Here is a 25,809-nt window from a genome sequence, read left to right as displayed (position 1 = left end):
CTGGAAGCGGGGTCATTGCCGCGGCGGCAACGGAAAGAAGGCGCTGGTGCTGCGCTGGTAGTCGGCGTAGTCCTGGCCGCGCGAGCGCAGCGCCTGTTGTTCGGTGTAGGGAATGCCGGTGACCCGGTACAGGAACGCGAACATCAGCAGCGGCCCCAGCGCGGCGATGCCGACCCACAGCGCGCCGCTGCCCACCGCCAGGAACACGTAGGCGAACCAATGCACGAATTCGAAGAAATAGTTCGGATGCCGCGAGTAGCGCCACAGGCCGCGGCGGCAGGTCTTGCCCTTGTTGCCCGGATCGGCGCGGAACGCGGCCAGTTGGCGGTCGGCCAGGCTTTCCCCGCCCACCGCCAGCAGCCAGGTCGCCAGCGCCAGCGTGGTCCACACGCTCCACTGCGGCAGCGGCGTGTGCGCGGCGATCGACAGCGGCACCGCGAACAGCACCACCACCAGCGCCTGGCCGAGGAAGAACAGCAGGAAGCGGCGCTGGTCGCCGTGCCAGTGCTCGCGCAGCGCGCGATAGCGGCCGTCCTCGTGCGCATCGCCGAACACACGCACGCCCAGGTGCCAGGCCAGGCGCGCGCCCCACAGTCCGCCCATCGCCGCGGTCAGCACGCGCGGCAGCGCGGCGCCGTCGGCACGCCAGGCGCAGTACACCGCGGCCAGCGCCATGCACGCCGCCCACAGCACATCGACCACGCCGGCGTTGCGGCTGCGTCGCTGCCAGGCCCAGCCGGCGAGCATCGCCAGCGCGGTGAACGCACCCACATGCAGCAGCGGCCAGGCGTTCATGGCGCGACGCCGGCGATGCGTGGCGCGGGCTGCACCGTCGCCGACAGGCGCCGCGTCGCCAGGCTCAGCACGGCCAGCGCCGCGGCCCAGGCCAGCGCCAGCGCGAGCACTGCGTGCAGCAGCGGCGCGCCCAGCGTTACCGCCTGCCAGCCGCGCGCGGCCAGCACATAGCCGAGCGGGCCGAACACCGCGCCGAACAGCGCCGCGCGCCACGGGTGTTGCATGACCCAGGCCAACGAGTGGTTGAAGGTCAGCGCGAAGCCGGCCCACAGCGCCAGGATCCACAGCGGCGCCCACGGCGCCGGCGGCAGCGCCGCGGCGTAACGCACCCAACCGCCCGCGGCCAGCGCGGTATCCACGCCGGCGCCGAGCAGCAGCGCCAGCGCCATCAGCGCCGCATCGCCGCGCGCGCGGCGGCGCGGCTGCAACTGGTACAGCGCGAACAGCGCCAGCGCGGCCGGGCCGGCCCAAGCCAGCCCGTGCCCGGCGCCCATCACGGCCGCCAGCCACAGCAACTGCAACGCGACGTAGTTGGCGAGGTTGCTCATGCGTCGTGCGCCAGCGCCGGCGCGAACTGCGCCGGGCGCGCGCCGGGCTTGCTCAGCCACAGGTGCACGTCGCCGATCGAGCGTTCCAGGAAGCCGCCCTCGCAATAGGCGAGGTAGAACTCCCACATGCGGATGAAGCGTTCGTCGTAACCCAGCGCGCGCACCTGCGGCAACTTGGCCATGAAACGCTGGCGCCAGGCGCGCAGGGTCAGCGCGTAACTGGGGCCGATGTCTTCCAGATTGAACAGGCGCAGGTCGCTGGCGCGCGCGATCGCGCCGGTCATCGCCGCTACCGAGGGAATGAAGCTGCCGGGGAAGATGTGGCGCTTGATGAAGTCCACCGATTTCAACGCCTGCGCGTAGCGGTGATCCTCGATGGTGATGGCCTGGATCAGCGCCTGGCCGTCGTCCTTGAGCAGGCTGCCGACCTTGCCGAAATAGGTGTCCAGGTACTGGTGGCCGATCGCCTCGATCATCTCGATCGAGACCAGCCGGTCGTAGTGGCGGTCGAGGTCGCGGTAGTCGCGCAACAGCACCTCGACGCGCTCGGACAGGCCTGCCGCGTCCACGCGCTGGCGCGCCAGCTCGTATTGCTCGCGCGAGATGGTCACGGTGGTGACGCGGCAGCCATGATGTTTGGCCGCATGCAGCGCGAAACCGCCCCAGCCGCTGCCGATCTCCACCACATGATGGTGCGGCTGCAGGTCGAGCTTGGCGCAGATGCGCTGCAGCTTGCGCTCGGCGGCGCGCTCCAGCGCGGCGTCGCCGAGCGCGGCGTCTTCGTCGCGGAAGATCGCCGAGGAATACATCAGGTTGCGGTCCAGGAACAGTTCGAACAACGGGTTGCCCAGGTCGTAGTGCGCGGCGATGTTGCGGCGGCTGCCGGCACGGGTGTTGCGTGCCAGCGTGTGCAGCCCGCGCATCGCCATGCCGCCGAGACGGGCCAGGCCGGTTTCCATCGCGTCCAGGCGCTCGCGGTTGCGTACCAGCAGGCGCACCAGCGCGACCAGGTCGTCGCATTCCCACAAGCCATCCATGTACGCCTCGCCGACGCCGACGCTGCCGTTCAACGCGGCCTGGCGGTAGAAGCGCGGATCGCGGATGCGCAGGTGCGCGTGCAGTGCGCTATCGGTCTGCGTGGCGCTGCCCAGGGTGGTGATCGCACCGGCTTCCTCGATCTGCAACTGGCCGTCGCGCAAGCCGTCGAGCGTGGCGAACAGTCGTTGCCGCAGCAGGCGGTCGAGGCCGCGCAGCGGCGGCGCGGCCGGGGTCAACGCGGCAGCGGCGGAGGAGGGCGCGTGCGGAGCGTTCATCGGCGTTCTCGCGGAAGGGAGTGATCGGGGTGGTCGTGCACCGGATTGCCGCGCAGCCACAGGCGCAACGCCTGCCAGTGGATCTTGGCCACGACCTGCAGGGTCATCGCCGGATAGCGCAGCAGCGCACGCGCCAGGCTGGCGCCGGAGATTTCGCGCCGCTGCAGCACCAGCGTGGCGTCGAAGCGCCTTGCCGCCGGCTGCGGATCCAGCACGTCCATGTGCACGCGCAATTGCGCGCCCGGCTCGCTGCAGCGCCATGCGTAGGCGTGCGCCATCGCCATGAACGGCGAGACGTGGAAGCGCTTGTCGAAGCGCCAGGCATGCACGCGGCCGTGGCTGCGCGCGGCGGCCACCGGCAGCACATAGGCATGGCGCTGCTTCCACGGCGTGTTGGTGATCTCGGCGACGATGCTGTGCAGGCGTTGCTGCGCGTCGTGACAGTAATAGAGCGTGACCGGGTTGAAGCAGTGACCGAAGTAGCGCAGGTGGGTCAGCATGCGCACCGCGCCGAGCGGGCGTTCGCCGCAGTGCTGCTGCACGCGGTCGCGCACGGCTTCGTCCAGCGCTTGCGCCGGGTCGCCCAGGTAGTCGCTGCGGCGGAATTCGACCAGGTTGCGGCGCCCGACCGACCACAGCCAGCGCCGCGCGAACACCTGCTCGAGTTCGGCCAGATCCAGGTACATCAGGAACAGCGGATAGCGGAACGCCAGCGCTTTCGGCGCGTAGCGGCGGTGCCGGACCCAGCCGCTGTAGAGCGCGCTGTGCAGTTCCGGCGTGGTCGTGTCCGCCGCCGCTGGCGTTGTCGAGACGGCGCCAGCCGGCGGGGCGGACACGCTAGCGCTGCGCAGCAGATTCATGGCCACGGCACGCCCAGCCCGGCGGCGACGTCGACCGCGCTGCGCAGGCCGTCCTCGTGGAAGCCGAAGCCCCAGCCGGCGCCGGCGAACCAGGTGCCGCGCTGGCCCTGGATCTCGCTCTTGCGCGCCTGCGCGGCCACCGCGGCGTGCGTTTGCAGCGGATGCCGGTAGCGCATGCGCCGCAGCACCTTGGCCGGATCGATGTCGTCGCTGCGGTTGAGGCTGACGATGAACGGCTGCGGCGAGGCGATCGACTGCAGCGCGTTCATCCAGTAGCTGACCGTGCACGGCGCGTCCGGATCGGCCGGCACGTGCGCGTTCCAGGCGGCCCAGGCGCGGCGATTGCGCGGCAGCACGCGCGCATCGGTGTGCAGCACGGTGTCGTTGTCCTGGTAGGCGATCGCGCCGAGGATCTCGCGCTCGGCGGCGCTGGCGTCGTTGAGCAGGCGCAAGGCGTCGTCGGCGTGGCAGGCCAGCACCACGTGATCGTAGTGCTGGGCATCGGCGTCGCTGTCGGCAGCGGTCAGTACCGACACGCCCTGCGACAGCCGCTGCACCGAACGCACCGGCGTGCCGATACGTTCGTGCACCCGCCAGTTGCTGCGCAGCGCGCGCACGTAACTGTTGGAGCCGCCGCGGACCACCTGCCATTGCGGCCGTCCGCTGATCTGCAGCATGTGATGGTTGGCCATGAAGCCGATCAGCTGGCGCATCGGGAATTGCAGGATCTGCTGCGATGGCGAGGACCACAGCGCCGACGCCATCGGCACCAGGTGCGCGTCGCGGAACACGTCCGAATAGCGGTGTCGCTGCAGGAATTCGCCCAGTGTCAGCTGCGCCTGCGCGGCATCGGCCAATACCTGAGGCGCCTGCCGGTAGAAACGGCGTAGATCGCCCAGCATGCGCCAGAAGCGCGGGCTGGCCAGGTTGCCGGGTTGGCAGAACAGGCCGCCGAGACTGCCGGCGTTGTATTCCAGGCCGCTGCGCGCCTCGTGCACCGAAAAACTCATCGTGGTCGGCTGCGCGGCCACGCCGAGCTGCGCGAACAGTTTGCTCAGCAGCGGATAGTGCTGCGGGTTGAACACGATGAAGCCGCTGTCCACCGCGTACTCCACACCATCCAGTTCGATCGCATGGGTATGGGTGTGCCCGCCCAGGTAATTGGCGGCTTCGTACAGGGTGACGTCGTGCCGTTGCGACAGCAGCCATGCCGAACCCAGCCCGGCGATGCCCGAGCCCACTACCGCGATGCGGCTCATCGTGCGCGCGCCTGCGCCCGCACCAGCCCTGCCGGCACCGGCCGCAGCTGGCGGATCAGGCCGGTCCACGACATTGCCTTCAGGCCATACCAGGTCAGGTCGATTTCCCACCAGCGGAAGCCCTGCCGCGCCGCGCCAGGGAAGAAGTGGTGGTTGTTGTGCCAGCCTTCGCCGAAGGTCAGCAGCGCCAGCCAGGCGTTGTTGCGGCTGTCGTCGCGGGTGGCGAAACGGCGGCTGCCGAAGCGGTGCGCCAGCGAGTTGATGGTGAAGGTGGCATGGAACAGGGCCACGGTGGAGACGAAGAAACCCCACACCAGCAGCTGCGGCCCATCGGTGCCGAGCTGCGGATGGTGGCGTTGCAGCCAGCCGCCGAGCAGGAACAGTGCCAGCGCCAGCAACACCGGCAGCAGCAGATCGAAGCGGTCGAGGAAGCGCAGTTCCGGGAAGCGGCGCAGATCCGGGATCGCCTCCCAGTCGGTACGGAAGCCGCGCGGGGTCAGGAACCAGCCGCTATGGCTCCACCAGAAACCATGCTGGCGCGGCGAATGCGGATCGGCCGGGGTATCGGTGTGGCGATGATGGTTGCGATGGTGCGCGGCCCACCACAGCGGCCCGCGCTGCACGCAGGTGGCGCCGAGCGCGGCGAACAGGAACTGCACCACGCGCGAAGTCTTGAACGCGCGGTGCGCGAAGTAGCGGTGGTAGAAGCCGGTGAGCGCGAACATGCGCACCGCGTACATCGCCACCGCCATGCCCACCGCGAACCACGATGCGCCGACCCAGAACACGCCCAGGCAGGCCAGGTGCAGGCCGACATAGGGCGCGGCACGCAGCCAGTCGATGCGATCGGCGCGGGCCTCGTCCAGTTCGATCTCCGCGCCGGTGTCGAACCAGCGCCGCAACGTGCGCGCCACGCCACCGCGGCGCGCGGGCGCCTCGGCAGGTGTGGCGGTGGGTTCACGGGAATGGTCCGGAACGGGGCTTGGCACAAGCGCATCTCGTGGGGATTCGGATAGCGATACGGACAAAGCCGGAAGACGGATGCACTCACGTCGCGGCGTCTGTGCGCAATGCGGCTGACGTGGATGGCCGGCCACGGCAGCGCATGCGGTCGCCGCTCGAAGCGGCGTCCACGCAGGTCGGAATCGTCGGAGGATCAGGCTGCCCGGCGCATGCGCGACGGCTGCGGCGATGCTGCCTGCGCGCGAGTGGTGGCCGGGTGAATGTGCGGGTTCGCGATGCTTTTGGTGATCACGTGCAGCGCGAGAGCCGAGGGCGTCATCGATGCACATCGCTCAAGCCTCTGTCCCACCGGGAGAGGGGTTGTGTGAGGGTACGCCGGCACGGACAGGCTTGGCGTGCCTGGATTTGCGAGGCTTCGCCCGTACCCTCATCCGCCCCTTCGGGGCACCTTCTCCCGGAGGGAGAAGGGAGCATGGTGTCTTGGTCTCGATGCCGTGTTGTTTTGTCTACGGCGTCAAGCGTGGCGCACTGAAAGCGCAGGCCGCGTTAGCCCCTCTCCCATCGGGAGAGGGGTTGGGGTGAGGGTGCGTCGGCACGAATAGGCTGGCGCATCTGGATCTGTGAGGCTTCGCCCGTACCCTCATCCGCCCCTTCGGGGCACCTTCCCCCCGGAGGAGGAAGGGATGCAGTGCGCGGCTGTTGCCTACGGCGCCAGACGCAGCGTGCTGATGCCGCCCTTGGCCACGACCGGGCCGGTGGCGACGCCGCCGGGCGCGCCGCCGGGGGGTTCCATCGTCACCGCCAGCAAGGCGCCGTCGCTGAGCAACGGCATCAGCGCGTCGGGAATGCGCGCCGCGCGCGCCTGCGCGTCGTCGAACACGCCCATCGAGCGCGCCTTGCCGTCGGCCGGGATCAGCCACAGCTCCGGCACGCGCGCGGCGTCGCGGCTGCCGGCCAGCGGGGTCAGGGTGATGCGCTTCTTGTCGGCGTCCATCAGCACCACGTAGCCGGGCTTGCCGTCGTCCTGCATCAGCGTCGAGGTCATCGCGATGCCGGTTTCGGCTGGCGTTGTCGCGACCGGCGGCGTGGGCGTTTGCGGCGGCAGCGGCTGACGCGCGACCATCAGCGTGAGCATGCAGGCCGCTGCGGTGGCGAAGCCGCCGGCGCTCAGCCAACGCCAGGTGCGCACGCTTTCCCAGAAGCCAGGCGATGGCGTCGGCGCACGCGGCGCCGGCGCATCCAGGCCGAGCGATGCGCGGATGCGCACCCACACGCGTTCCGGCACCGCGACCGGCGCGATCTCGTCGGCCAGCGGCATCAGGTGCTGCTGCCATTGCGTCACCGCCGCGGCGAACTCGGCGTCGGCGTCGATGCGTTGTTCGGCGGCGCGGCGTTCGGGCGCATCGAGCACGCCAAGCACGTATTCGCCGGCCAGCACGTCGCGCGGCGGCAGGGTTTCCTGCGGATCGGGCACGGATGCATTCATCGTTCCAGGCACGCCTTCAGCTTGGCCAGGCCGCGCCGGATCCAGCTCTTGACCGTGCCCAGCGGCGTTCCGCTGCGGTTGGCCAGTTCCTCGTAGGTGATGCCCTCGAAGAACGCGGTGCGGATCAGATCGCCGCGCGGCGGTTCCAGTTCGCCCATGCACACGTCCAGGCGTCGCCCGGCGACGCGCCATTCGGTCTCGGCCAGCGGATCGCGGCCGTCGTCGTGCAGTTCGCCAGCGTCGTCGAGCGCCACCGATTGCCGCGCCGGCGCACGCGCGCGCAGGTAGTCGATGGCCTTGTTGCGCGCGATCATGGTCAGCCAGGTCAGGCCGCGCGCGCGCTGCGGATCGAACTGCGCGGCCTTGCGCCAGACCGAGCTGAACACTTCCTGCAGCACGTCTTCGGCTTCGCCGCGCTGCGGCACGATGCGCAGGCACACGCCGAACAGGCGCGGCGAGGTGCTGCGGTACAGGCGTTCGAACGCGGCGCTGTCGCCGGCCGCAGTGGCGACCAGCAATTGGCCTGCTTCGTCGTGATCGGGCGTCTCGGTCATGCCGGGGAGCGGTGGCGAAGGTGGCAGCGATGCTACAGGCTTTCGGCGCGCGCGTCGCTCAGCGACGCTGCCCGCGCCACAGCGCGAGCGCGGCGAGCAGCAGCGCGATTTCGAACACGGCCAGGCCGGTGGTGGTCGGTCCGACCGGCCACAGCCGCAGCAGGCTGGCGCTGCGGTAGAGCACGATCGGCACATAGAAGGCGAGCGCCAGCAGCAGCCCGGTACGGATCTGCCCGCTACGGGCGAAATAGCCGAACAGGAACGCCATGCCCCATTGCAGGCCGCCGTAGATGACCAGGTATTCGGACTGCCCGGAGCGGTCCAGGCCGATGTAGCCGACCGCTGCGGCGGTCTGCGCCGGCAGGAGCGTGCACCACAGCGCCAGGATCGCGTACAGCGCAGCGTTGAACCACAGATAGGCCTTGGCCATGGATGTTCCTTGTCGGGAGAGGGACGATGCGGTTGCATGGGTGTAGCGTCCGCGAGGGACGCAGGCGTGAAGACGGCGCCGACGCGCTTCAGCGCGCGCCGCATTGCGCGACCAGCGGTTGCTGCAGCGCCTGGTTCCATGCGGCGTCGTCGGCCTGGCCGCGCAGCCGCTCGGGAAAATCGATACGCACCTGCGCGTAGCGGCCGCGCGCGTCGCGGACGTTGCCGATGCCGCGGAACTCGAGCAGGCGGCGATCGTCGTGCGCGTAGGCGACCGTGATATTCGGCAGCACGCCGCCGTACCAGGCGTCCACCGACAGCGTGTAGCGCTGCACGCCGGCGTCGGCCGCCGCGGGCTTGATCTGGAATTCCAGCGTGCGCAAGGCGCTGGGCAACACGAAGGCGACGCGTTGCGGCGTGCCCTGGCTCAACGCGTCCCAATGCAGGCGCAGAAAGGCATCGAACCCGGCATCGATCACCTGCGGCGCCGCCGTCGCCGGCAATGGCGCGCTGCGTTCCGGCTCGCCGTCACGCTGGCTGAACATCACCCGGCCACTGCCGGCACGGCGCACGCCTTCGCGGTAGCCGCTGCGCGCGTCGATCAGTTCGAAATCCGGGGCGATGCTGCCGTCGGCGATGCGCTTGCGCGCGAACGGCGTGCCGTCGGCGCAGCGGTACAGCACCAGCCGCGCGCCATCGTCGCGCACCCAGTGGCTCTCGCGGTACAGCAGTTGCTGGCCGTTCGGCACATAGGCCAGGCCGTCGTAGTGCAGCATCGCCCGCGCCGGGGCGGCGATGCCCAGCGTGGCCAGGCACACAGCGGCGGCCAGCGGCAGGCGCGCGCGGACGAGGGGAGACGTGGCGATCGGCATGGGCATGCGTGGCGCTTCCGCGAGACGGTGACAGCTGTCAATACGCAGCCGGCGCCGATCCGGATGCGCTGACTGTCGTGCCGATGCCGGACGCCAGGGCGCGTCGTCTATTCCGGGCAGGTCGCGTCAGGTCGCGCGGCGCGAGCCGGCAACTGGCACGGCAAGCCCGGCGCAGGCGCGCTGGCGCGGCCGCACGGTGCTGCCGCATCTCGCGGGCGTGGACACGTGTTCATCCCACTTGCTTGCACCATGCACGCGCAAGCCAAGCGCGGCCCGAGCTGCGCGGGGGCGGATCGCGCGGCTAGACCGGGCGCAGCTCGATGCAGTCCACCGGGCAGGCCGGCACGCACAGTTCGCAGCCGGTGCACAGCGGCGCCAGCACCGTGTGCATGTGCTTGGCGCCGCCGACGATGGCGTCCACCGGGCAAGCTTGGATGCACTTGGTGCAGCCGATGCAGTCGGCCTCGATCACCCACGCCACCTGCGGCGGCTTGTGCGTGCCGCGGCCGCGGTCATAGGGCAGCGGTCCGCTGCCGAGTACGCGCGCCAGCGCCCGCGCGCCGGCATCGCCACCGGGCGGGCAGCGGTCCACCTGCGCCGCGCCGCGCGCCATCGCCTCGGCGTACGGGCGGCAGCCATCGAAGCCGCATTGGCCGCATTGGGTCTGCGGCAGCAGGCGATCGAGGCGTTCCAGCAGCTGGTCTTGGTCGGGCTTCATGGCGGATTCGGCGCGTCGGATGCGGCGCGCTGCAGGGCGAGGGTCAGGCGATGCGGCGTCCGCCGTACCAGCGCTCGTGGGCCAGCGCCAGCATCGGCCGGTCTTCGCGGCTGTCGCCGTAGGCGTAGACGCGCGGATAGGCGCCCACATCGTAGCGCGCGCGGATCAGCCGCGCTTTGTGCGGCCCGCAATCGCCATCGGCATAGTGCCCGGTCAGCTGGCCGTCGCGCGCTTCCAGGCGGTTGCAGATCAGCTCAAGCCCGTGCTGCTGGCACCAGGGCCGCAGGTACAGGTCCAGCGACCCGGACACCAGCACCACGCTGTCGCCCTGCGCCTGATGCCAGACGATGCGCTGCATCATCTCCGGGCGCAGCAGCGTCGGCAGCACCTCGCGCGCATACGCCCGGGCGTGCGCGGCGATCTCTTCTGCGGCGCGGCCGGCGAACACGATCCGCGTGACCCGCCTGCGTATCGCCTGCGCCGACACCAGGCCCAGCCGATACCCGGCCAACCACGGCCCCACCGACCACTTCGCCCGCGCCAGCTGCCGCGGCGTGGCGACGCGGCGCAGGAACCGCGAATAGGTATCGGTGGTAGTGACCGTGTGGTCGAAGTCGAACAGGGCCAGGGAGCCGGGATTGGGCATTGGAGATTGGGGATTCGCAAAGGCAGGTCATGGCGCGGATCGAGCAAGGGATCCGCTTCAACGAATCCCCAATCCCGAATCCCGAATCCCAGCCTTCAACGCACCGGCATCCCCGGCTGCGCGCCGCTGTCGGCGTCGAGCAGCGCCAGCGCGCCGCCGTCGAAGCCGGCCGACAGGATCATGCCTTCGCTCAGGCCGAAGCGCATCTTGCGCGGGGCCAGGTTGGCGATGAACACCACGCTGCGGCCGACCAGCTTTTCCGGCTCGGCGTAGCTGCCGCGGATGCCGGAGAAGATCTGCCGCTTGCCCAGTTCGCCGGCGTCCAGTTCGAAGCGCAGCAGCTTGTCCGAACCCTCGACGAATTCGCACACCAGCACCTTGCCGATGCGCAGGTCGAGCTTGGCGAAATCGTCGATGCCGATGAGGCCGGGATTCGGGAGTGGGGATTCGGGATTGGCAACCGCCTTCGTTTCGGGCTTGGCTGGCGCCGGCTTGGTCGCGGCGGGCGCGGGAGCGAGGGTGTCCTTGGAGGCGTCGGTCATGGCGTCGATCAGTTTGGGGTCGATTCGGGTGAACAGCGGGGTGTAGGGCTGGATGACGTGCGCCAGCAGCGGCGCGTCGAGGTCTTCCCAGGCGCTGAGCGGCGCGGACAGGAAGGCTTCGGCTTCGGCGCTGGTGCGCGGCAGCACCGGCTTCAGCGCGCCGGCCAGCACCCGGAACAGGTTCAGGCCTTGCGTGCACACCGCTTGCAGTTGCGCGTCGGCACCGTCCTGCTTGGCGATCACCCACGGCTTGTGCTCGTCGATGTACTTGTTGGCCTCGTCGGCCAGGGCCATGGTCTGGCGGAGCGCGCTGGCCGCGTCGTTGCGCTCGTACGCGTCGCGGATCGGCGCCAGCGCGGCGACGAAGCGCGCGTACTGCGCCGGGTCCGGCAGCGCGTCGGCCAGCTGGCCGCCAAATCGCTTGTCGATGAAGCCGGCGCAGCGACTGGCCAGGTTGACGAACTTGCCGACCAGGTCGGCATTGACCCGAGCCACGAAGTCGCCCAGGTTCAGATCCAGATCGTCCACGCCGCCGGAAGACTTGGCGGCAAAGTAGTAACGCAGCGCTTCAGGCTCCAGGCCCACATCCAGGTAGGTGCGCGCCATCACGAAGGTGCCGCGCGACTTGGACATCTTCGCGCCGTCCACCATCAGGTAGCCGTTGACGTGCAGCCGGGTCGGCGCGCGGTGGCCGGTGCCGTGCAGCACCGCAGGCCAGAACAGGCCGTGGAAGTTGACGATGTCCTTGCCGATGAAATGGTGCAGTTCGGTGGCGGTGCCGGCGGCCAGGTGCGGCTCGAACGCTTCGCCCAGGCTCGCGCACAGGGTCTGGAAGCTGCTCAGGTAGCCGATCGGCGCGTCCAGCCACACGTAGAAATACTTGCCCGGCTGGCCGGGGATCTCGAAGCCGAAATACGGCGCGTCGCGCGAGATGTCCCAGGCGCGCAGCCCGCCCTCGCTGTCCAGCCACTCCATCAGCTTGGCCTTGACCCCGGGCAGGGCCACGTCGCCGGCCAGCCATTCGCGCAGGAAGCCGTCGAAGCGGCCGACTTCGAAGAAGAAGTGCTCGGAGTCGCGCAGTTCCGGGGTGGCGCCGGAGATCACCGACTTGGGCTCCTTCAGCTCGGTCGGCGCATAGGTGGCGCCGCAGACCTCGCAGTTGTCGCCGTACTGGTCGGCGCTGCCGCAGTTGGGGCAGATGCCCTTGATGTAGCGGTCGGGCAGGAACATGCCCTTGGCCGGGTCGTAGAACTGCGCCACCGAGCGCCGCGCGATGTGCCCGCCAGCCTCGAGTTTGGCGTAGAACGCCTCGGTCAGCGCGCGGTTGGCGGCCGAGTTGGTCGAGTCGTAATGGTCGAAGGCCACCCCGAACGCGGCGAAATCGCGCTCGTGACTGGCCTGGATGTTGGCGATGAAGTTTTCCGGGGTGACCCCGGCCTTCTCCGCGGCGAGCATGATCGGCGTGCCGTGGGTGTCGTCGGCGCAGACGAACCAGGTGCGGTCGCCGCGCAGCCGCCGCGCGCGCACCCAGATGTCGGCCTGGATATAGCCGACCAGATGGCCCAGGTGCAGCGGACCATTGGCATAGGGCAGGGCAGTGGTGACGAGAGCGGTGCGGGTCATGGCGAACGGCGATCCTGGGGGATCGCGATTATCGCACTAGTCTGGAAAGCCGGGATTGGGGATTGGGGATTCGGGATTGGAGGTATCCCGGTAGCTGCAGGTGCGTAGTGGTTGCCTGAAAAAACAAGGGCGCCCGAAGGCGCCCCGTTTTTACCAATCCCGAATCCCGAATGCCGAATCCCGGCGCTTCACTCCCTGATCCAGGTCTGCGTCCGTCCCAGCGCCTCAATGCCGATGTAGCCGCGCATCTGCAGCTTCTTGCCGCCGTCGGTGAGGGTGACCTTGGCCTTGTAGGTCTTGCCCTTGGCCGGGTCCAGCACCGAACCGCCGCTCCATACCGCAGTGCCGTCCGGCTTCAGCCCCCACAGGATGGTCATGCCCTTGATCGGCTTGCCCTTCTGCGCGCCGTCGCACTTGTCGCACAGCGGGTTCGGGCCGTGGTTGGACTGCAGGATTTCGACGACCTTGCCGCTCAGCGTGCCGTTGCCGGCCTGCTCGATCTGCACGATGGACTTGGGCTTGCCGGTTTCGTCGTCGATGGTCTGCCAGCGGCCGACCGGCGAGGTGTCGGCGGCCTGCGCGACGAACGCGGCCACGCTCAACGGCAGGGCCAGCAGCAGGGTCTTGAAGGTGGTGCGCATGTGTCCCCTCCCAGGGTGTGTGCGAAGCGGTCGGCGCACTGCCGACCTGGGCCGACTGTATACCCAAGCGTATGGTGCTGGGAATCGCCGGCCGCGGGCGGTTCAGCGAGTCGCCGGCGCTGCCGGGCCGGCGGCTGGCGGCGCCGCGCGATCCAAGCGGCGGCGCGTGGCCCCCCGCTGGCCGCCGGCGCGCCCGCCGCCGCCGAAGCGGCAGCCCCCGTTACTGCAGCGTCACCTGCTTGCGGTTGTCGTTCGAGACCCGGTCGATCAGCTTGTTGTACGGATCGAAGCCGGCTTCGCTGGGCAAGCGTTCCACGGTCACCGTGATCGTCGGCGCGGCGGTGGTCACGTGCAGGCGCTGCAGGTACAGCACCTGCTCGTCGCGTTCCTTGCCCGACGGTCCCTTGGCGAAGACGCCGACTTCGATCCAGTCGTCCAGCGCGCCGTCGCGCTCCTTGCCCTTGCCGTCCACATAGTGCTTGGCGGCGTGCAACTTCAGGGTCACGTCGTAGCGGCCATCGGCACGCTTGCGCGCGCTCGCCGCCTCGACCCGGTTGTCGTAGAAGGTGATCTTCTCGAACAGGTCGGTGATCAGCGCTTGCTGCTCGGGGCGTGCCTCGGCGCGAATGAACTGCAACAGCTCGGCCGACGTGGTGTAGGGCGGCTGCTGGAAGGCCTTTGCCAGCAGGAACTTGTGCAGCGCGCGGTTCAGCGCCTGCTCGCCGATCTCCTCGCGCAGCCGGTAGAACACCAGCGAACCCTTGCGGTAGTGGATGTACTGCTGGTTCTCCACGCGGTACAGGGGCAGCTCTTCCAGGCTTTCGCCACCGCGCCCGCTCAGATAGCGGTCCAGTTCGTACTTCAGGAAGCGGCGCATGTGCGCGCGTCCGTACTCCTGCTCCATCACCATCAGCGCCGAGTACTGCGCCAGCGATTCGGACAGCATCGTCGCGCCCTGCACGTTGGCACCGATCACCTGATGCGCCCACCACTGATGCGCCACTTCGTGCGCGGTGACGTAGAACACGTAGTCGATATCGTCCGGGTCGCGCAGGTCGGCGATGAAGCCGATCGACTCCGAGTACGGGATGGTGTTGGCGAAGGACTGGGCGAAGCTCTGGTAGCCGGGGAACTCGATGATGCGCACCTGATGATGCTGGTACGGGGTGAAGTGCTGCTCGTAGTAGGCCAGCGACTTCTGCACGCCCTCGATCATCCGCTGCACGTTGTACGGATGCTTGGCGTCGTAGTAGACCTCGATCGGGATGTCCTTGTAGCGCGCCTTCTTCACCTGCCAGCGTGCCGACAGGTAGGCGTAGAAATTCAGCATCGGCCGGTCCATCGCGTAACTGAAGCAACGCCGGCCCTGGCGGCTGAATTCTTTCTGCAGATAGCCGGGCGCCAGCGCGATCTGGTCCGGCGCGGTGCAGATGGTGGTGGCGAAATCGATCCAGTCGGCATCGTCGCTGATATAGGTGTTGGCGCGCGCGGCCTGGTCTTCGAGCTTGGGCATGCGCGTGGGTTCGCCGAGCCCGCGCTTGCGGCGCTCGTTGCGGTCCTCGATCTGCTGCTGCTCGTTGTAGCCGAACCACGGCAGCATGCTGCTGTTGAAGAAGCTGCCGTTGCCCACGATCTCGCTCTGCGCCTGGCGCACGGTGAGCCCATGCGGATGGCGATCGACACGGAAGCGGAAGCTGCGCTGCTCGCCGGGCTGCAGCGGCGTGGTCAGCCGGTAGATGCGGTAGCCCAGCGCCTTGTCGTGCTTGACCAGGGTCTGCCCGCCCAGGTCCACCGCGACCAAGGTGTTGTCGCCATCCTCGCCGCTCATGCCCAGGTGCACGTCGGCGATCGGCGTGGCGTGGGTGTTGCGCACGGCCCAGGTGGCATCCACCACGACCGACTGCGTTTCCGGGTGCAGATCGACCTGGTTGGTCACGGCGACGATGCGCGGTTGCGGCAGGTCCTTGTACTTGCGGTAGTCGCGCTCGTAGCGGGCCTGCAGGTCCAGTTCCTGATCGGGCGAGCGGAACGTGTTGTAGATATTGCTGTTCCAGTAGATCCAGCCGCCGACCGCGGCGAACGCCAGCAGCGACAGCGCGGTCGCGACCCCGGCGCCGCCGCGCAGGCGCTGCCGCGCCAGCCGCAGCCGCTGGCGCGGTCCGTTGCCGACGCCGCGCGGCCAGAACGCGGCCGCCAGCAACAGCAAGGTCAGCAGGAACAGGCCCCAATAGCTTTGCAGCCACAGTTGCCCGGGCAGGAAGTGGCCGAAGCCGTTCATGTCCGAGTACGGCGCATTCGGCCAACTGCCGAAGTTGTACAGGCTCTGCGTGTAGTCGAGCATCGACAGCGCCACCTGCCCAATCAGCAGCAGGATCAGCAGCGCATAGCCGAAGAACTTGTTGTTGCTCAGCACCTGCAGCACCAGCGCCATGCCGCCCATCAACACGTAGAACACCGAACCCAGCGCCAGCGTCTTCAGATACAGCAGCGGCTCGATCTGGGTATAGCCCTTGCCCAACTGCACCGCGACCGAAGCCAGCGCGCCAACCGCCTGGAACGCCGCGATCACCGCGATCAGGGTCAACAGCTTGCCCAGCAGCGGCACCCAGTTCGGGACCGGCATCGCATCGGTGATGCCGTCGATGCGCACGCCGCGTTCCTTCCACACCAGTTCGCCGGCGTAGAACAGCACGATGATCACCAGCAGGAAGCTGTAGCTGTTCTGCAGGCCCTGCAGCATGATCGAGGTCACCGGCCAGATGTCGGTGCCGTAGAGGCTGCCGCCGAACAAGGCCTGCGGCACGAAGTTGGCGATGCCGAGCAGCAGCAGGACCACGAACGGCGCGCTGCGGAACACGCCCAGGGTGTCGAAGCGCACCTGCCGCAGCAGTTGCCGCCAGCCGGCGCCGGTTTGCGCGAACGGCACGACGGCAGGCAGGTGAACGGCGCGCGTAGCGGTCACGGTTGCAGCCACGGGCGCCGCGACGGCCGACGTCGGCTGCTTGCGGCCGAAACGGCGGCGGGTACCGCTGCGTTCGGTGCGGAACAGGGCGAAGGTCGCCGCGAACAGCAGCACCGACACGCCCAGCCACAGCGCACGGTTGGCCAGCAGGTAGCCGCTGAGTTCGGGCAGGTTGTGATTGCGCTCTTCCGCCGACCAGTAGCGCAGCGTCTGCGCCAGCGCGCGGATGCCCAGCGGGTCGGACAGGGTGGCCGCCCAGACGTTGTCCAGGTCGGCCAGCACCGCGCGGCTGACCCCGTACAGCACCAGGAACACGATGACGCCGACGTACACCCACAGGATGTTGCGCGCGGTCACCGCCAGCAGCGACAGCAGCGCGGTGGCGAACAGCACGTTCGGCAGCACCATCACCGCCAGCGTCCACAGGTAGGACGAGACGGCCACCGGCCCCAGCCGGACCGGGTCGATCCATGGCATGAACTGGGCGATGAAGATGCCGAACGCGACGATCAGGTACATCACCATGCAGGCCAGCAAGGCCGCACCGATGCGTCCGAGCAGGTAGTCGCGGCGCCGTACCGGGCTGGAGAACACCAGTTCGGCCGTGCCCAGCTCGAAGTCGCGCAGCAGCGCATTGCTGACGAACAGGGTGGCCACCAGCAGGCCGATCAGGGTGAATACGGTCATCATCGTGGCGATGACCGAGGGCGCGTTGCGGTAGACGTTGCCGATGCCGCCGCCGATCTGCACCGCGTCGCTGGAAGTGGCGCCGAAGGCGAGCAGGGCGAGCAGCGCGGCCAGCAGCCACAGCAGGGGAGAACGCAACTGCTCGCGCAGCTCGAAGCGCAGGAAAGCCAGGATCATGGTCGGCGCTCCGTCAGGCGGCCCGCGCTTGCTGGCGCAGGCGCTGGAAATACACGTCCTCGAGGTCGGGCGAGACCGGTTCGAAGCCCGCTTCCGGGCACTCGGCGCTGAACACATGGATCACCGGGCTGCCGGCTACCAGCCGGGTGGACAGCACGGTGAAGCGCGCTTCGTACTCCGCCAGCGCGCTCTTGGCCACCTGCTTGCGCCAGACCTGCTGGCTGAGCGTGGCGATCGCGTCGGCGGGGCGGCCGGTCAGCAGGACCTGGCCCTTGTTCATGATCGCCATCGCCGGGCACAGGTCGGTGACGTCCTCGACGATGTGGGTGGACAGGATCACCACCACGTTCTCGCCGATCTCGGCCAGCAGGTTGAGGAAGCGGTTGCGTTCCTCCGGATCCAGGCCGGCGGTGGGCTCGTCGACGATGACCAGCTGCGGATTGCCGAGCAGCGCCTGGGCGATGCCGAAGCGCTGGCGCATGCCGCCGGAATAGGTGCCCAGCTTGCGCTTGCGCGCGTCCCACAGGTTGACCTGCTGCAGCAGTCCCTCGACCAGCTCCTTGCGCTGGCGGCGCTCGGTGAGCCCTTTCAGCACCGCGAAATGGTCGAGCAGGTCCAGCGCGCTGACCTTGGGATAGACGCCGAAATCCTGCGGCAAATAGCCGAGTTTGCGCCGCAGCGCGTCCTTGTCGCGCAGCACATCGATCGTCTGGCCGTCGGCGGTGGTGAGCGTGGCGCTGCCGGAATCGGCTTCCTGCAGCGTAGCCAGCGTGCGCATCAACGAGGACTTGCCGGCGCCGTTGGGGCCGAGCAGGCCGAACATGCCGCGCGGGATGTCCAGGGTGACGCCCTTGAGCGCATGGACGCCATTGGCGTAGGTCTTGGACAGCTCGCGGATCTGCAGCATGGCGCACCTTCCCCTGGTCGATATCCGAGTATTGGCGCGATCGTGCGTTGCCGCATGCGCCGGAAGTCATTGCCAGCGGCGCCGCTGCGCGCCGGCGAGTGCGGCCGCGGGTGGATGTGCAACGGGGCTGGACGGTCCAGGCATGGCGCCGCTCAGCCGATCTCGTACAGCTCCAGCGGCAGGTCGTCGGGGTCGGCGAAGAAAGTGAAGCGGCGGCCGGTGTACTCGTCGACGCGGATCGGTTCGGTGACCACGCCGTGCGCCTGCAGGTGGGCGACGGCGGCGTCCAGGTCGTTCACGCGCAGCGCCAGGTGGCGCAGGCCGCAGGCCTCCGGGCGGCTGGGGCGCGGCGGCGGTGCGGGGAAGGAGAACAGTTCGATCTGGGTGCCGTCGGGCAGGGCCAGGTCCAGCTTCCAGGAGTCGCGCGCGTCGCGGTAGACCTCGGCGATCACGCGCAGGCCGAGGATGCGGCAGTAGAAATCCTTCGAGCGCACGTAGTCGGAAGCGATGATCGCCACGTGGTGCACGCCGCGCAGGGTCAGGCTCATCGGCACAGCGCCTGGCCGAACTGCAGCAGGTGGCCGTCCGGATCGTGGATCGCGAACTCGCGCATGCCGTAGGCGAAGTCCTCGAGCGGATAGGCGATGCGTGCGTGCGGCTGCAGCCGCTGCCACCAGGCGTCGACGTCGTCGGTGCGGAAGTACAGCGAGCCGGGAAAACCGGCAGCCGCCGCACCGGTAGGTGCTTGTTGCGTGGCCAGCATCAGCGCCAGCGGGCCGTGCCGCAGCGATGCCCAGCCGGCGTCCGCACCGCCGCCGTCGATGCGGAAATCCAGCGTGTCGGTGTAGAACGCCAGCGCCGCGACGAGATCGGTGCTGCGCAGCATCGGCGTCAACGCGGTGAACGTCATGCGCTGCTCCGGTAAGGAAGGAAGAGGGTCAGCCATGCGCCGAGCATAGCGCAGCGTCAGCTGTGCGTCCGGGCGATGCCTGGTGAAGATCGGCGTTCGCATGCGGCGGTGGCGCCATCTGCATATGTGTGACGGGCGATGCACGCGCGCGCCCACATTTCTTGCAGCCGCCCCTGCCTGACACAATGGCGGCATCACGTTTCGCCCGCGAGGACGCGAGCATGCCGCACAACCCATTGACCGCGCTGCGGGCCGACGACCGCTGCATCGTGCTCGACGGCGCACTGGCCACCGAGCTGGAGGCGCGCGGTTGCGATCTCGGCGATGCGCTGTGGTCGGCCAAGGTGCTGCTCGAGCAGCCGCAGCTGATCCGCCAGGTGCACCAGGACTATTTCGAAGCCGGCGCGCAATGCGCGATCACCGCCAGCTATCAGGCCACGCCGCTGGGATTCGCCGCGCGCGGTATCGATCCGGTGCAGTCGCGGCAACTGATCGTGCTGAGCGCGCAGCTGGCGCTGCAGGCGCGCGACGCCCATCTGGCCGCGCATCCCGAGGCCGGCCCACTGCTGGTCGCCGGCTCGGTGGGGCCGTATGGCGCCTACCTGGCCGACGGTTCGGAATACCGCGGCGACTACGCGCTGCCGCAGGCGGCGATGCTGGACTTCCACCGCCCGCGCATCGCCGCGCTGGTCGACGCGGGCGTGGACCTGCTGGCCTGCGAGACGCAGTCGTCGGCGGCGGAGATCGCCGTGCTGCTGGCGTTGCTGCAGGAGTTTCCGCAGAGCACGGCGTGGTTTTCGTTCACCCTGCGCGATGCCGCGCATCTCAGCGACGGCACGCCGCTGCGCGAGGTGATGGCGCTGTTCGATGGCCATCCACAGGTGGTCGCGCTCGGCGTCAACTGCGTTGCGCCGGCGTTGTGCACCCCAGCGCTGCAGCATCTGGCGACGCTGACCCGGTTGCCGCTGCTGGCGTATCCGAACTCCGGCGAGCGCTACGACGCCGCGGGCAAGCGCTGGGATGACGGCGGCGGCGATGCCTGCGGTCTGGCCGGTCATGCCGATGCCTGGCGCGCTGCCGGCGCCCGCCTGATCGGCGGTTGCTGCCGCACCACGCCGCGCGCCATCGCGCAGCTGGCGCAGCGGTTGCGCGCGAATGCGTTGCACAGCGGTTGATCCGGCGAGCGCGGTGTCGCTGTGCCGCCGGCGTCGGTTCTGCAGAAGCAATACAGACTGCCTCGACGCGCGGGAATCCCCTGTAGGAGGGGCTTCAGCCCCGACCGCTCTACCGATAAAACCCGGTCGGGGCCGAAGCCCCCCCTACAGCGGCTGCGTCGCCTCGCTCAGCCCTTCTTGCTCGCCACCCAGCGCTCGACCTTTTCCTGCAGCACGTCCAGCGGCACCGAGCCATCCTTCAGGATTTCGGCATGGAACTCGCGGATGTCGAACTTGGCGCCGAGCTGGGTGCGGGCGTATTCGCGCAGCTGCATGATCTTCATCTCGCCGATCTTGTAGGACAGCGCCTGCCCGGGGATGGCCATGTAGCGCTCGGCCTCCGCTTCGGCATCGGTGCGGCTGGTGGCCGAGTTCTCGAGCATGTAGTCGATCACCTGCTCGCGGGTCCAGCCCTTGCTGTGCAGGCCGGTGTCCACCACCAGGCGGATCGCCCGCCACAACTCGTTCTGCAGGTAGCCGAAGTAGTTGTACGGATCCTGGTACAGGCCCAGTTCCTTGCCCAGCGATTCGGTGTACAGGCCCCAGCCTTCGATGTAGGCGGTCTCGCCGCCGAAGCGGCGGAACTTGGGCAGGTTGCTCAGCTCCTGTTGCAGGCCGAGCTGGAAGTGGTGGCCGGGGATGGCCTCGTGCAGGTACAGGTCTTCCGCGTCCCAGGTCTTGCGGCTGGGCAGGTCGTAGGTGTTGACGTAGAAGATGCCTGGGCGCGAGCCATCCTCGCTGGGCCGCATGTACGAGCCGCTGGCGGCCGACTGCGCGCGGTACGGCTCCACCGGACGGATCTCGAACGCGGCCTTCGGCCTCAGCGCGAACAGGCGCGGCACCGCCGCGTCCACCCGCGACTCCAGGCCGCGGTAATAGCTCAGCAGCTCGTCTTCGCTCTTGAAATTGAAGCGCTTGTCGGTCTGCATGAACTTGAAGAACTTCGGCATCGAGCCGCGGAACTTCACCTGCTTCATCACCACCTGGATCTGCGCCTGGATGCGCGCGACCTCGTCCAGGCCGATCTGGTGGATTTGCGCCGGGCTCAGGTCGGTGGTGGTGCTCTGGCGCACGTTGTACGCATACCAATCCGCGCCGCCGGGCAGCGCGCCGACGCCGGCGGTGTTGCGCGTGGCCGGCAGGTATTCGGTGGCGATGAAGCCGCGCAGCTCACGGTAGGCCGGCATGATCCGGTACTCGATCAGGCGTTTGTAGTCGGCGGTGATGCGCTGCTTGTCGGCCTCGGGCATGTCCGCCGGCAGGTTGCGCACCGGACCCCAGAACAGGCTCTCCTCGGCGCTGGGCTTGATGATCGAGTCCAGCTGCGGCAGCACCTTTTCCACCAGGGCGCGCGGCTGCACCACGCCGGCCTTCATGCCCTCGCGCATGTTGGCGATGGCCTGGTCGAACAGGACGGGAATGCCGAGCGCGCGCCGCGACCAGTTGTCGTAGTCCTTGACCGTGTGGAACGGCTGCGCGCCGGTGCCCGAGCCGAGCATCACCATGATGCTGCCGACGTTGTAGAACTGGTTCACCGGCTGCATCCAGCTCGGGTATTTCTCCGCTTCCAGCGCCGTGCGCGCATCGCTGACGAAGATCTCGTAGCTGAGCAGGTCCTGCCCGCTCAGCCCGTCCTTGCCGATCGCCTCGGCCTTGCCCAGCCACAGCACAGTGAAGTCGTGCGACTGCTGGCGGAAGGCCGGCGAAAGGAAATTGGGCAACTGGTCGTTGTAGCGGCTGTCGCCCTGGAACGTAGCCTGCAGCGGATTGAGCTTCAGCGATGCTTCCCAGTAGTCGTCGTACAGGCGGTTGAGCTGCTGCGCTTTGCTCAACACCACCGGCGCTGGCGCCGGTCGCGCCTTCCTGGCCTTGCTGCGGGTTTGCACGGTCTGCTGTTTCTTGACGGCCTTCTTCTTGGCCGCGTCCGCCGGTGCGGCCAACGACAGGCTCAGGACGGCGGCGATGGCGAGCGACAGCAGGCGGGGAAAGCTGGGCGGCATTACGGGCTCCAACGACAAGCGAGCACAGGAGCTTGCCCGATCCGCACCGTGGAGGCCACCCACCGCTGCGCGCACGGTCAGGAAAAACCCGGTCAGCCAGTGGGCCTTGCGGCGGAGGCGGCGGGTGCGCGTGGCGCGCGCGACTCAGGCCGGACGGCTGTCTTGGCGTTTGCGCAGGCCTTGCATGGGCGAGAAGGCGGGCGCACCGGCGGCGCGCCAGCCGTGCGAATGCGGCACCCATCCGGGTGCGCGGATCCGCGCGTTGCCGCATCGGCGCGGCCGATCCGCGCACTCAGTCGGCCGCGGCTTCCTCGCGCAGTTGCTCGGCGCGCTCGGGACTCAGGTAGTCGGTGATCAGCCGCCGCATCAGGTACAGCAGCGGGATCAGCAGCACCGCCAGCAGCATCTTGCAGATGTAGTTGAGCGTGCTCACCGCCAGGAACAGCGGGATCGACCAGTGCTGCGGGCCGAGCACGAAGGCGATGTAGATGACCACGAAGCTGTCGATCAGCTGCGACACCGCGGTGGAGCCGGTGGCGCGCAGCCACACGTGCTTTTCGCCGGTGACGTTGCGGATGCGGTGGAACACCGCCACGTCGATCAGCTGCCCGGCCAGGAACGCGACCAGCGAGCCGGCGATGGTCCACAGGCCCTGGCCGAACACCGCCGCGAACGCGGCCTGGTAGTCCGGCACGCCCTGGTTCTGCGCCGCGCCGACCCAGAATCCGGCCGGCGCCAGCGCGATCGCCGCGAATGCGAACAGGAAGCCGTAGCCGATCAGCGCCACCGCCAGCCAGGAGATGAAGCGCACCCCGCGGCGGCCGAAGAACTCGTTGATGGTGTCGGTGAGGATGAACACCAGCGGCCACAGCAAGGTGCCGGCGGTGAAGTTCATCGAGCCGGTCTGGCCGAACAGGTTCCAGTTCAGCGGCGCGATGCCCAGGGTGTCTTCCAGGGCGAAGATCTTGACCCCGATGAATTCGGCCAGCGCCGCGTTGACGCAGAAGAACGCGGCCAGGCCGATGAACAGGCGGACGGCGCGATCGTCGAGCGTGCCGTTGCGCATGCGCCTTCCCTCAGCGGTCCATGGTGCGGGTGAACGGCACGCTGTCCGGCGCCACCGCGCCGCCGGAGATGATGAAGCTCATCGCCTGGTCCACGCTCCAGTCGGTGGGGGTCAGCAGCTCCACCGGCACGATCTCCAGGTAACCGGAGGTCGGGTTCGGCGTGGTCGGCACGTACACCGCGGCCAACTCGCGGCCGGTGCCCTGTTCCTTGATCACCCGGGTCACCAGGCCCACCGACTTCATGTCGCGATGCGGGAAGTCGATCAGCACCACGCGCTGAGTGCTGCCAGGCTGGGTCTGCAGGATGTCCAGCAGCTTGCGCGCGCTGTCGTAGACCACGCTGGCCAGCGGAATGCGGCGCATGACCGCCTCGAACCAGCGCAGCAGGCGCTGCCCGATCACCCGCCGGCTGAGGATGCCGACCAGCAGGATCACCGCCAGGGTGGCGATCAGCGCGATGGTGTTCTGCACCCACAGCGCGGTGGCCCAGCCCATCTCGCGCGGGAACGAGGCGGCGATGCGCGCCGATAGCGGCACCACCCACGGACTGCTGATGCCCGACAGCAGCACGAACACGAACTTGACCACGACCCAGGTCAGCCAGATCGGCAGCAGGGTCAGCAGGCCGGTGAAGAACAGCCGTTGCAGGGACGGGCGGGGGTGCGGAGCGGGGGTATCGGGTGACATCCGCCTAGTGTAGCGGCGCGCTGCGCCTGCCGCTGCGCCCGACCGCTAAGATGGCGCACTCCGTGCAGGTGCGATTGGGGAAGCGGCGTGGCGAGGATCGGAAAGTGGATCGGGGGCGGCCTCGGCGCGGTGCTGCTGCTGGCCGTGGCGCTGTATCTGGCATCGCGGTGGTGGCCGGTGCCGGCGGCGCAGCGCGCTGCGCTGGCGCAACTGCGGCAAGCGTCGCCGCCGCTGCGGGGGCCGAACCTGTTCGTCGACCTGTGGCTGCTGCCTTACGCCATCCCGCCGGAGCAGCGGCAGGCGGTGTTCGACGAAGACTTGCGCAGGTTCCGCCAGGGGCTGGCCGGGCAGCCGTTGCGCAGTGCGGCCAGCGATTATCCGCGCACGCCGGACTGGCCGTCCGAGCGCGTGTCGCGTTGCAATTGGGACGAGGACGATTGCCTGGCCAAGGTGCGTGAGCGGCGGCAGGACTATGCGCAGGCGCTGGCGGCGCAGGACGCCTTGTTGGCGCGCATGCCGGTGCCGACGGCGGCATCGGGCTATCGCACGCCCTTCCCGGTGCACCAGGAAGGGGCACTGCCTGCGTTCTCGGTGCTGCAGACGCCGCCGATGCGCCGCGCTCTGGATTTCGTCGAGGGTCGGACCGATCCGGCCCTGGCCGGAGTCTGCAACGACGCCAGTGTGGCGCGGGTCTTGCTGCGCAGTGGCGATAATATGCTGGCGACGACGATCGGGGCGGCGATGTTGCGCGGCAATGCGCGCCTGTTCGCCGCCATGCTCGCCGAGCTGCCCGCGCAGCAGGCGCTGCCGGCGCAGTGCGCACAGGCGTTCGCGCCGCTGTCGGTCGACGAGGTCAGCCTATGCCGGCCGTTGCGTGGCGAGGCGCGTGCCTTGTTCGCGTCGCTCGACGCGTTCGATCGCACGCGCGCTGCGCCGGATGAGCGCTGGTACGAAGCGTTGGGGGTGACCCTGCTGTTCGACCGCGCGCGCAGCGAGGCGCTGGTCGCACCTGCCTACACCCGGACGTGCGCGGCCGACGTGCGTGCGAGCCTGCGCGCGGACCGGCGGTTGGCTCAGGCGCAGATGACCGCACCGGTGGGCTCGCCGTTCTCCTGCCTGGCCAATCAGTTCGGATGCGCGTTGGTGAGCTTGCCGGCGTCCAATTTCGTCGGCGGTGCGCAACGGGTGCTGCAGGATACCGCTGCGGCGATGCGGCTGACCTCGGCGTTGCTGTGGCTGCGTGCGCATCCCGGCGTCCAGCCGCTGTCGCAGCGCTTGGCAGCGCTACCGCCCGATCTGCGCGGGGCGCAGCGTCCGCTGCAGGCGACAGCCGACGGGCAGGGCGTGCAGGTGGCGCTGTACGCCCACAGCGAAGGCGATGCGCTGCGCTTGCCGTTGCCGGGCAGCAGGCTGCCGCACAGAAACTGAAAATGGCGACATGCGCGCCGCGTGCATTACCGCGCCGGCTTGCGCTTGACGTACAGCTGCTTGCGCGTGCGCGCCACCACCTCGCCCTGCGCGTCGAGGATCTCGTTGTCGAACCAGCGCAGGTACTTGTCGCCGCCGGCGGTGGCGGTGCGCAGTTCGTCCAGCAGTGCGTCGTCGAGGCGGAACTGCGCGGTCACCGTACCGCGCCCCGGGCGCACGAACTCGATGCTGCCGGCCTTGTCCCAGACGTAGTAGGCGCTGCCCAGGTTCTGCATCGCCAGCAGCATCCAGAACGGATCGGTCATCGCGAACAGGCTGCCGCCGAAATGGGTGCCGACGTAGTTGCGGTTCCATGGCCGCATGCGCAGCTCGACCCGCGCATAGCGGTAGTCCGGGCTCAGCTCCACCAGGTGGATGCCGGCGAACAGGAACGGCGGCCACAGGTTCAGGCCCAGGCGGAACAGGGAGGCTTTCATGGCGAACGGTGAGCGGCGCTAGGGGAGGGCGAGCTTACCATTCGC

General features: G+C 69.0%; 24 protein-coding genes. 2 read left to right on the top strand and 22 right to left on the bottom strand.

Annotation, left to right across the window (positions count from 1 at the left end; translation table 11 throughout):
* Positions 1 to 12 precede the first annotated feature (12 nt).
* From HEP73_RS14730 to HEP73_RS14645, 18 genes are all read right to left on the bottom strand, one after another.
* The gene (locus tag HEP73_RS14730) at positions 13 to 795 is read right to left on the bottom strand and encodes a DUF1295 domain-containing protein (RefSeq protein WP_185820546.1); all 783 of its coding nucleotides are present in this window, start codon (positions 793 to 795) and stop codon (positions 13 to 15) included.
* The gene (locus HEP73_RS14725) at positions 792 to 1,343 is read right to left on the bottom strand and encodes a DUF2878 domain-containing protein (RefSeq protein ID WP_185820545.1); all 552 of its coding nucleotides are present in this window, start codon (positions 1,341 to 1,343) and stop codon (positions 792 to 794) included. Before HEP73_RS14725 ends, HEP73_RS14730 begins: the two co-directional genes overlap by 4 nt.
* On the bottom strand, positions 1,340 to 2,656 hold the full coding sequence (locus HEP73_RS14720; protein ID WP_255423509.1) for an SAM-dependent methyltransferase: 1,317 nt from the start codon (positions 2,654 to 2,656) through the stop codon (positions 1,340 to 1,342). The genes HEP73_RS14725 and HEP73_RS14720 overlap by 4 nt, the downstream gene beginning before the upstream one ends.
* The gene (locus HEP73_RS14715) at positions 2,653 to 3,516 is read right to left on the bottom strand and encodes a DUF1365 domain-containing protein (protein ID WP_185820544.1); all 864 of its coding nucleotides are present in this window, start codon (positions 3,514 to 3,516) and stop codon (positions 2,653 to 2,655) included. The genes HEP73_RS14720 and HEP73_RS14715 overlap by 4 nt, the downstream gene beginning before the upstream one ends.
* Positions 3,513 to 4,775: an NAD(P)/FAD-dependent oxidoreductase gene (locus HEP73_RS14710; protein ID WP_185820543.1), complete on the bottom strand. Its 1,263-nt coding sequence runs from the start codon at positions 4,773 to 4,775 to the stop codon at positions 3,513 to 3,515. Before HEP73_RS14710 ends, HEP73_RS14715 begins: the two co-directional genes overlap by 4 nt.
* Positions 4,772 to 5,764, bottom strand: coding sequence for an acyl-CoA desaturase (locus tag HEP73_RS14705; protein WP_185820542.1), 993 nt, complete (start codon positions 5,762 to 5,764; stop codon positions 4,772 to 4,774). The genes HEP73_RS14710 and HEP73_RS14705 overlap by 4 nt, the downstream gene beginning before the upstream one ends.
* Before the next feature lie 677 nt (positions 5,765 to 6,441).
* Positions 6,442 to 7,224 carry an anti-sigma factor gene (locus tag HEP73_RS14700; protein ID WP_185820541.1) on the bottom strand — a complete coding sequence of 261 codons (783 nt, stop codon included), beginning with the start codon at positions 7,222 to 7,224 and terminating at the stop codon, positions 6,442 to 6,444.
* Complete coding sequence (locus HEP73_RS14695; protein WP_185820540.1) at positions 7,221 to 7,778, bottom strand: sigma-70 family RNA polymerase sigma factor; 558 nt, start codon at positions 7,776 to 7,778, stop codon at positions 7,221 to 7,223. The genes HEP73_RS14700 and HEP73_RS14695 overlap by 4 nt, the downstream gene beginning before the upstream one ends.
* 58 nt (positions 7,779 to 7,836) lie before the next feature.
* Positions 7,837 to 8,208 carry a DUF4345 domain-containing protein gene (locus HEP73_RS14690; protein ID WP_185820539.1) on the bottom strand — a complete coding sequence of 124 codons (372 nt, stop codon included), beginning with the start codon at positions 8,206 to 8,208 and terminating at the stop codon, positions 7,837 to 7,839.
* Between the two features lie 88 nt (positions 8,209 to 8,296).
* The gene (locus tag HEP73_RS14685; RefSeq protein WP_185820538.1) at positions 8,297 to 9,085 is read right to left on the bottom strand and encodes a hypothetical protein; all 789 of its coding nucleotides are present in this window, start codon (positions 9,083 to 9,085) and stop codon (positions 8,297 to 8,299) included.
* A gap of 295 nt (positions 9,086 to 9,380) precedes the next feature.
* A complete protein-coding gene (gene rnfB, locus HEP73_RS14680) occupies positions 9,381 to 9,797 on the bottom strand; it encodes an Rnf electron transport complex subunit RnfB (protein ID WP_185820537.1) in 417 nt (138 codons plus the stop codon).
* Between the two features lie 43 nt (positions 9,798 to 9,840).
* The gene (locus HEP73_RS14675) at positions 9,841 to 10,443 is read right to left on the bottom strand and encodes an HAD family hydrolase (protein ID WP_185820536.1); all 603 of its coding nucleotides are present in this window, start codon (positions 10,441 to 10,443) and stop codon (positions 9,841 to 9,843) included.
* Between the two features lie 95 nt (positions 10,444 to 10,538).
* Positions 10,539 to 12,608 carry a methionine--tRNA ligase gene (gene metG, locus HEP73_RS14670; RefSeq protein ID WP_185820535.1) on the bottom strand — a complete coding sequence of 690 codons (2,070 nt, stop codon included), beginning with the start codon at positions 12,606 to 12,608 and terminating at the stop codon, positions 10,539 to 10,541.
* Positions 12,609 to 12,796: 188 nt separating this feature from the next.
* Complete coding sequence (locus HEP73_RS14665) at positions 12,797 to 13,249, bottom strand: DUF2147 domain-containing protein (RefSeq protein WP_185820534.1); 453 nt, start codon at positions 13,247 to 13,249, stop codon at positions 12,797 to 12,799.
* Positions 13,250 to 13,469: 220 nt separating this feature from the next.
* Positions 13,470 to 17,075: an ABC transporter permease/M1 family aminopeptidase gene (locus tag HEP73_RS14660; RefSeq protein WP_185820533.1), complete on the bottom strand. Its 3,606-nt coding sequence runs from the start codon at positions 17,073 to 17,075 to the stop codon at positions 13,470 to 13,472.
* Positions 17,076 to 17,088: 13 nt separating this feature from the next.
* On the bottom strand, positions 17,089 to 17,982 hold the full coding sequence (locus HEP73_RS14655) for an ABC transporter ATP-binding protein (RefSeq protein WP_185820532.1): 894 nt from the start codon (positions 17,980 to 17,982) through the stop codon (positions 17,089 to 17,091).
* A gap of 152 nt (positions 17,983 to 18,134) precedes the next feature.
* On the bottom strand, positions 18,135 to 18,524 hold the full coding sequence (gloA2, locus tag HEP73_RS14650) for an SMU1112c/YaeR family gloxylase I-like metalloprotein (RefSeq protein WP_458309689.1): 390 nt from the start codon (positions 18,522 to 18,524) through the stop codon (positions 18,135 to 18,137).
* 2 nt (positions 18,525 to 18,526) lie between these two features.
* Positions 18,527 to 18,892, bottom strand: coding sequence for a VOC family protein (locus tag HEP73_RS14645; protein ID WP_185820530.1), 366 nt, complete (start codon positions 18,890 to 18,892; stop codon positions 18,527 to 18,529).
* A 221-nt stretch (positions 18,893 to 19,113) separates the two neighbouring features.
* Between HEP73_RS14645 and mmuM the strand changes: the two genes are divergently transcribed.
* Entirely contained in the window at positions 19,114 to 20,067 is a 954-nt protein-coding gene (gene mmuM / locus HEP73_RS14640; RefSeq protein WP_185820529.1) for a homocysteine S-methyltransferase, read from the top strand.
* Positions 20,068 to 20,234: 167 nt separating this feature from the next.
* Here mmuM and HEP73_RS14635 read toward each other — a convergent pair whose 3' ends face one another.
* The 3 genes from HEP73_RS14635 to HEP73_RS14625 form a co-directional block, all read right to left on the bottom strand.
* Positions 20,235 to 22,106 (bottom strand): DUF885 domain-containing protein, encoded by a 1,872-nt coding sequence (locus HEP73_RS14635; protein WP_185820528.1) that lies wholly within the window; start codon positions 22,104 to 22,106, stop codon positions 20,235 to 20,237.
* 292 nt (positions 22,107 to 22,398) lie between these two features.
* Complete coding sequence (locus HEP73_RS14630) at positions 22,399 to 23,172, bottom strand: queuosine precursor transporter (protein ID WP_185813360.1); 774 nt, start codon at positions 23,170 to 23,172, stop codon at positions 22,399 to 22,401.
* Positions 23,173 to 23,182: 10 nt separating this feature from the next.
* Positions 23,183 to 23,860 carry a DUF502 domain-containing protein gene (locus HEP73_RS14625; RefSeq protein WP_185813359.1) on the bottom strand — a complete coding sequence of 226 codons (678 nt, stop codon included), beginning with the start codon at positions 23,858 to 23,860 and terminating at the stop codon, positions 23,183 to 23,185.
* A gap of 87 nt (positions 23,861 to 23,947) precedes the next feature.
* Between HEP73_RS14625 and HEP73_RS14620 the strand changes: the two genes are divergently transcribed.
* A complete protein-coding gene (locus tag HEP73_RS14620; protein WP_255423508.1) occupies positions 23,948 to 25,288 on the top strand; it encodes a hypothetical protein in 1,341 nt (446 codons plus the stop codon).
* A gap of 26 nt (positions 25,289 to 25,314) precedes the next feature.
* Here HEP73_RS14620 and HEP73_RS14615 read toward each other — a convergent pair whose 3' ends face one another.
* Positions 25,315 to 25,764, bottom strand: coding sequence for a DUF4442 domain-containing protein (locus HEP73_RS14615; protein WP_185813358.1), 450 nt, complete (start codon positions 25,762 to 25,764; stop codon positions 25,315 to 25,317).
* Positions 25,765 to 25,809: the final 45 nt, after the last annotated feature.

Source organism: Xanthomonas sp. GW (assembly GCF_014236815.1).
Lineage (GTDB): Bacteria > Pseudomonadota > Gammaproteobacteria > Xanthomonadales > Xanthomonadaceae > Xanthomonas_A.
This window is presented reverse-complemented; position numbering and strand designations above follow the sequence as displayed.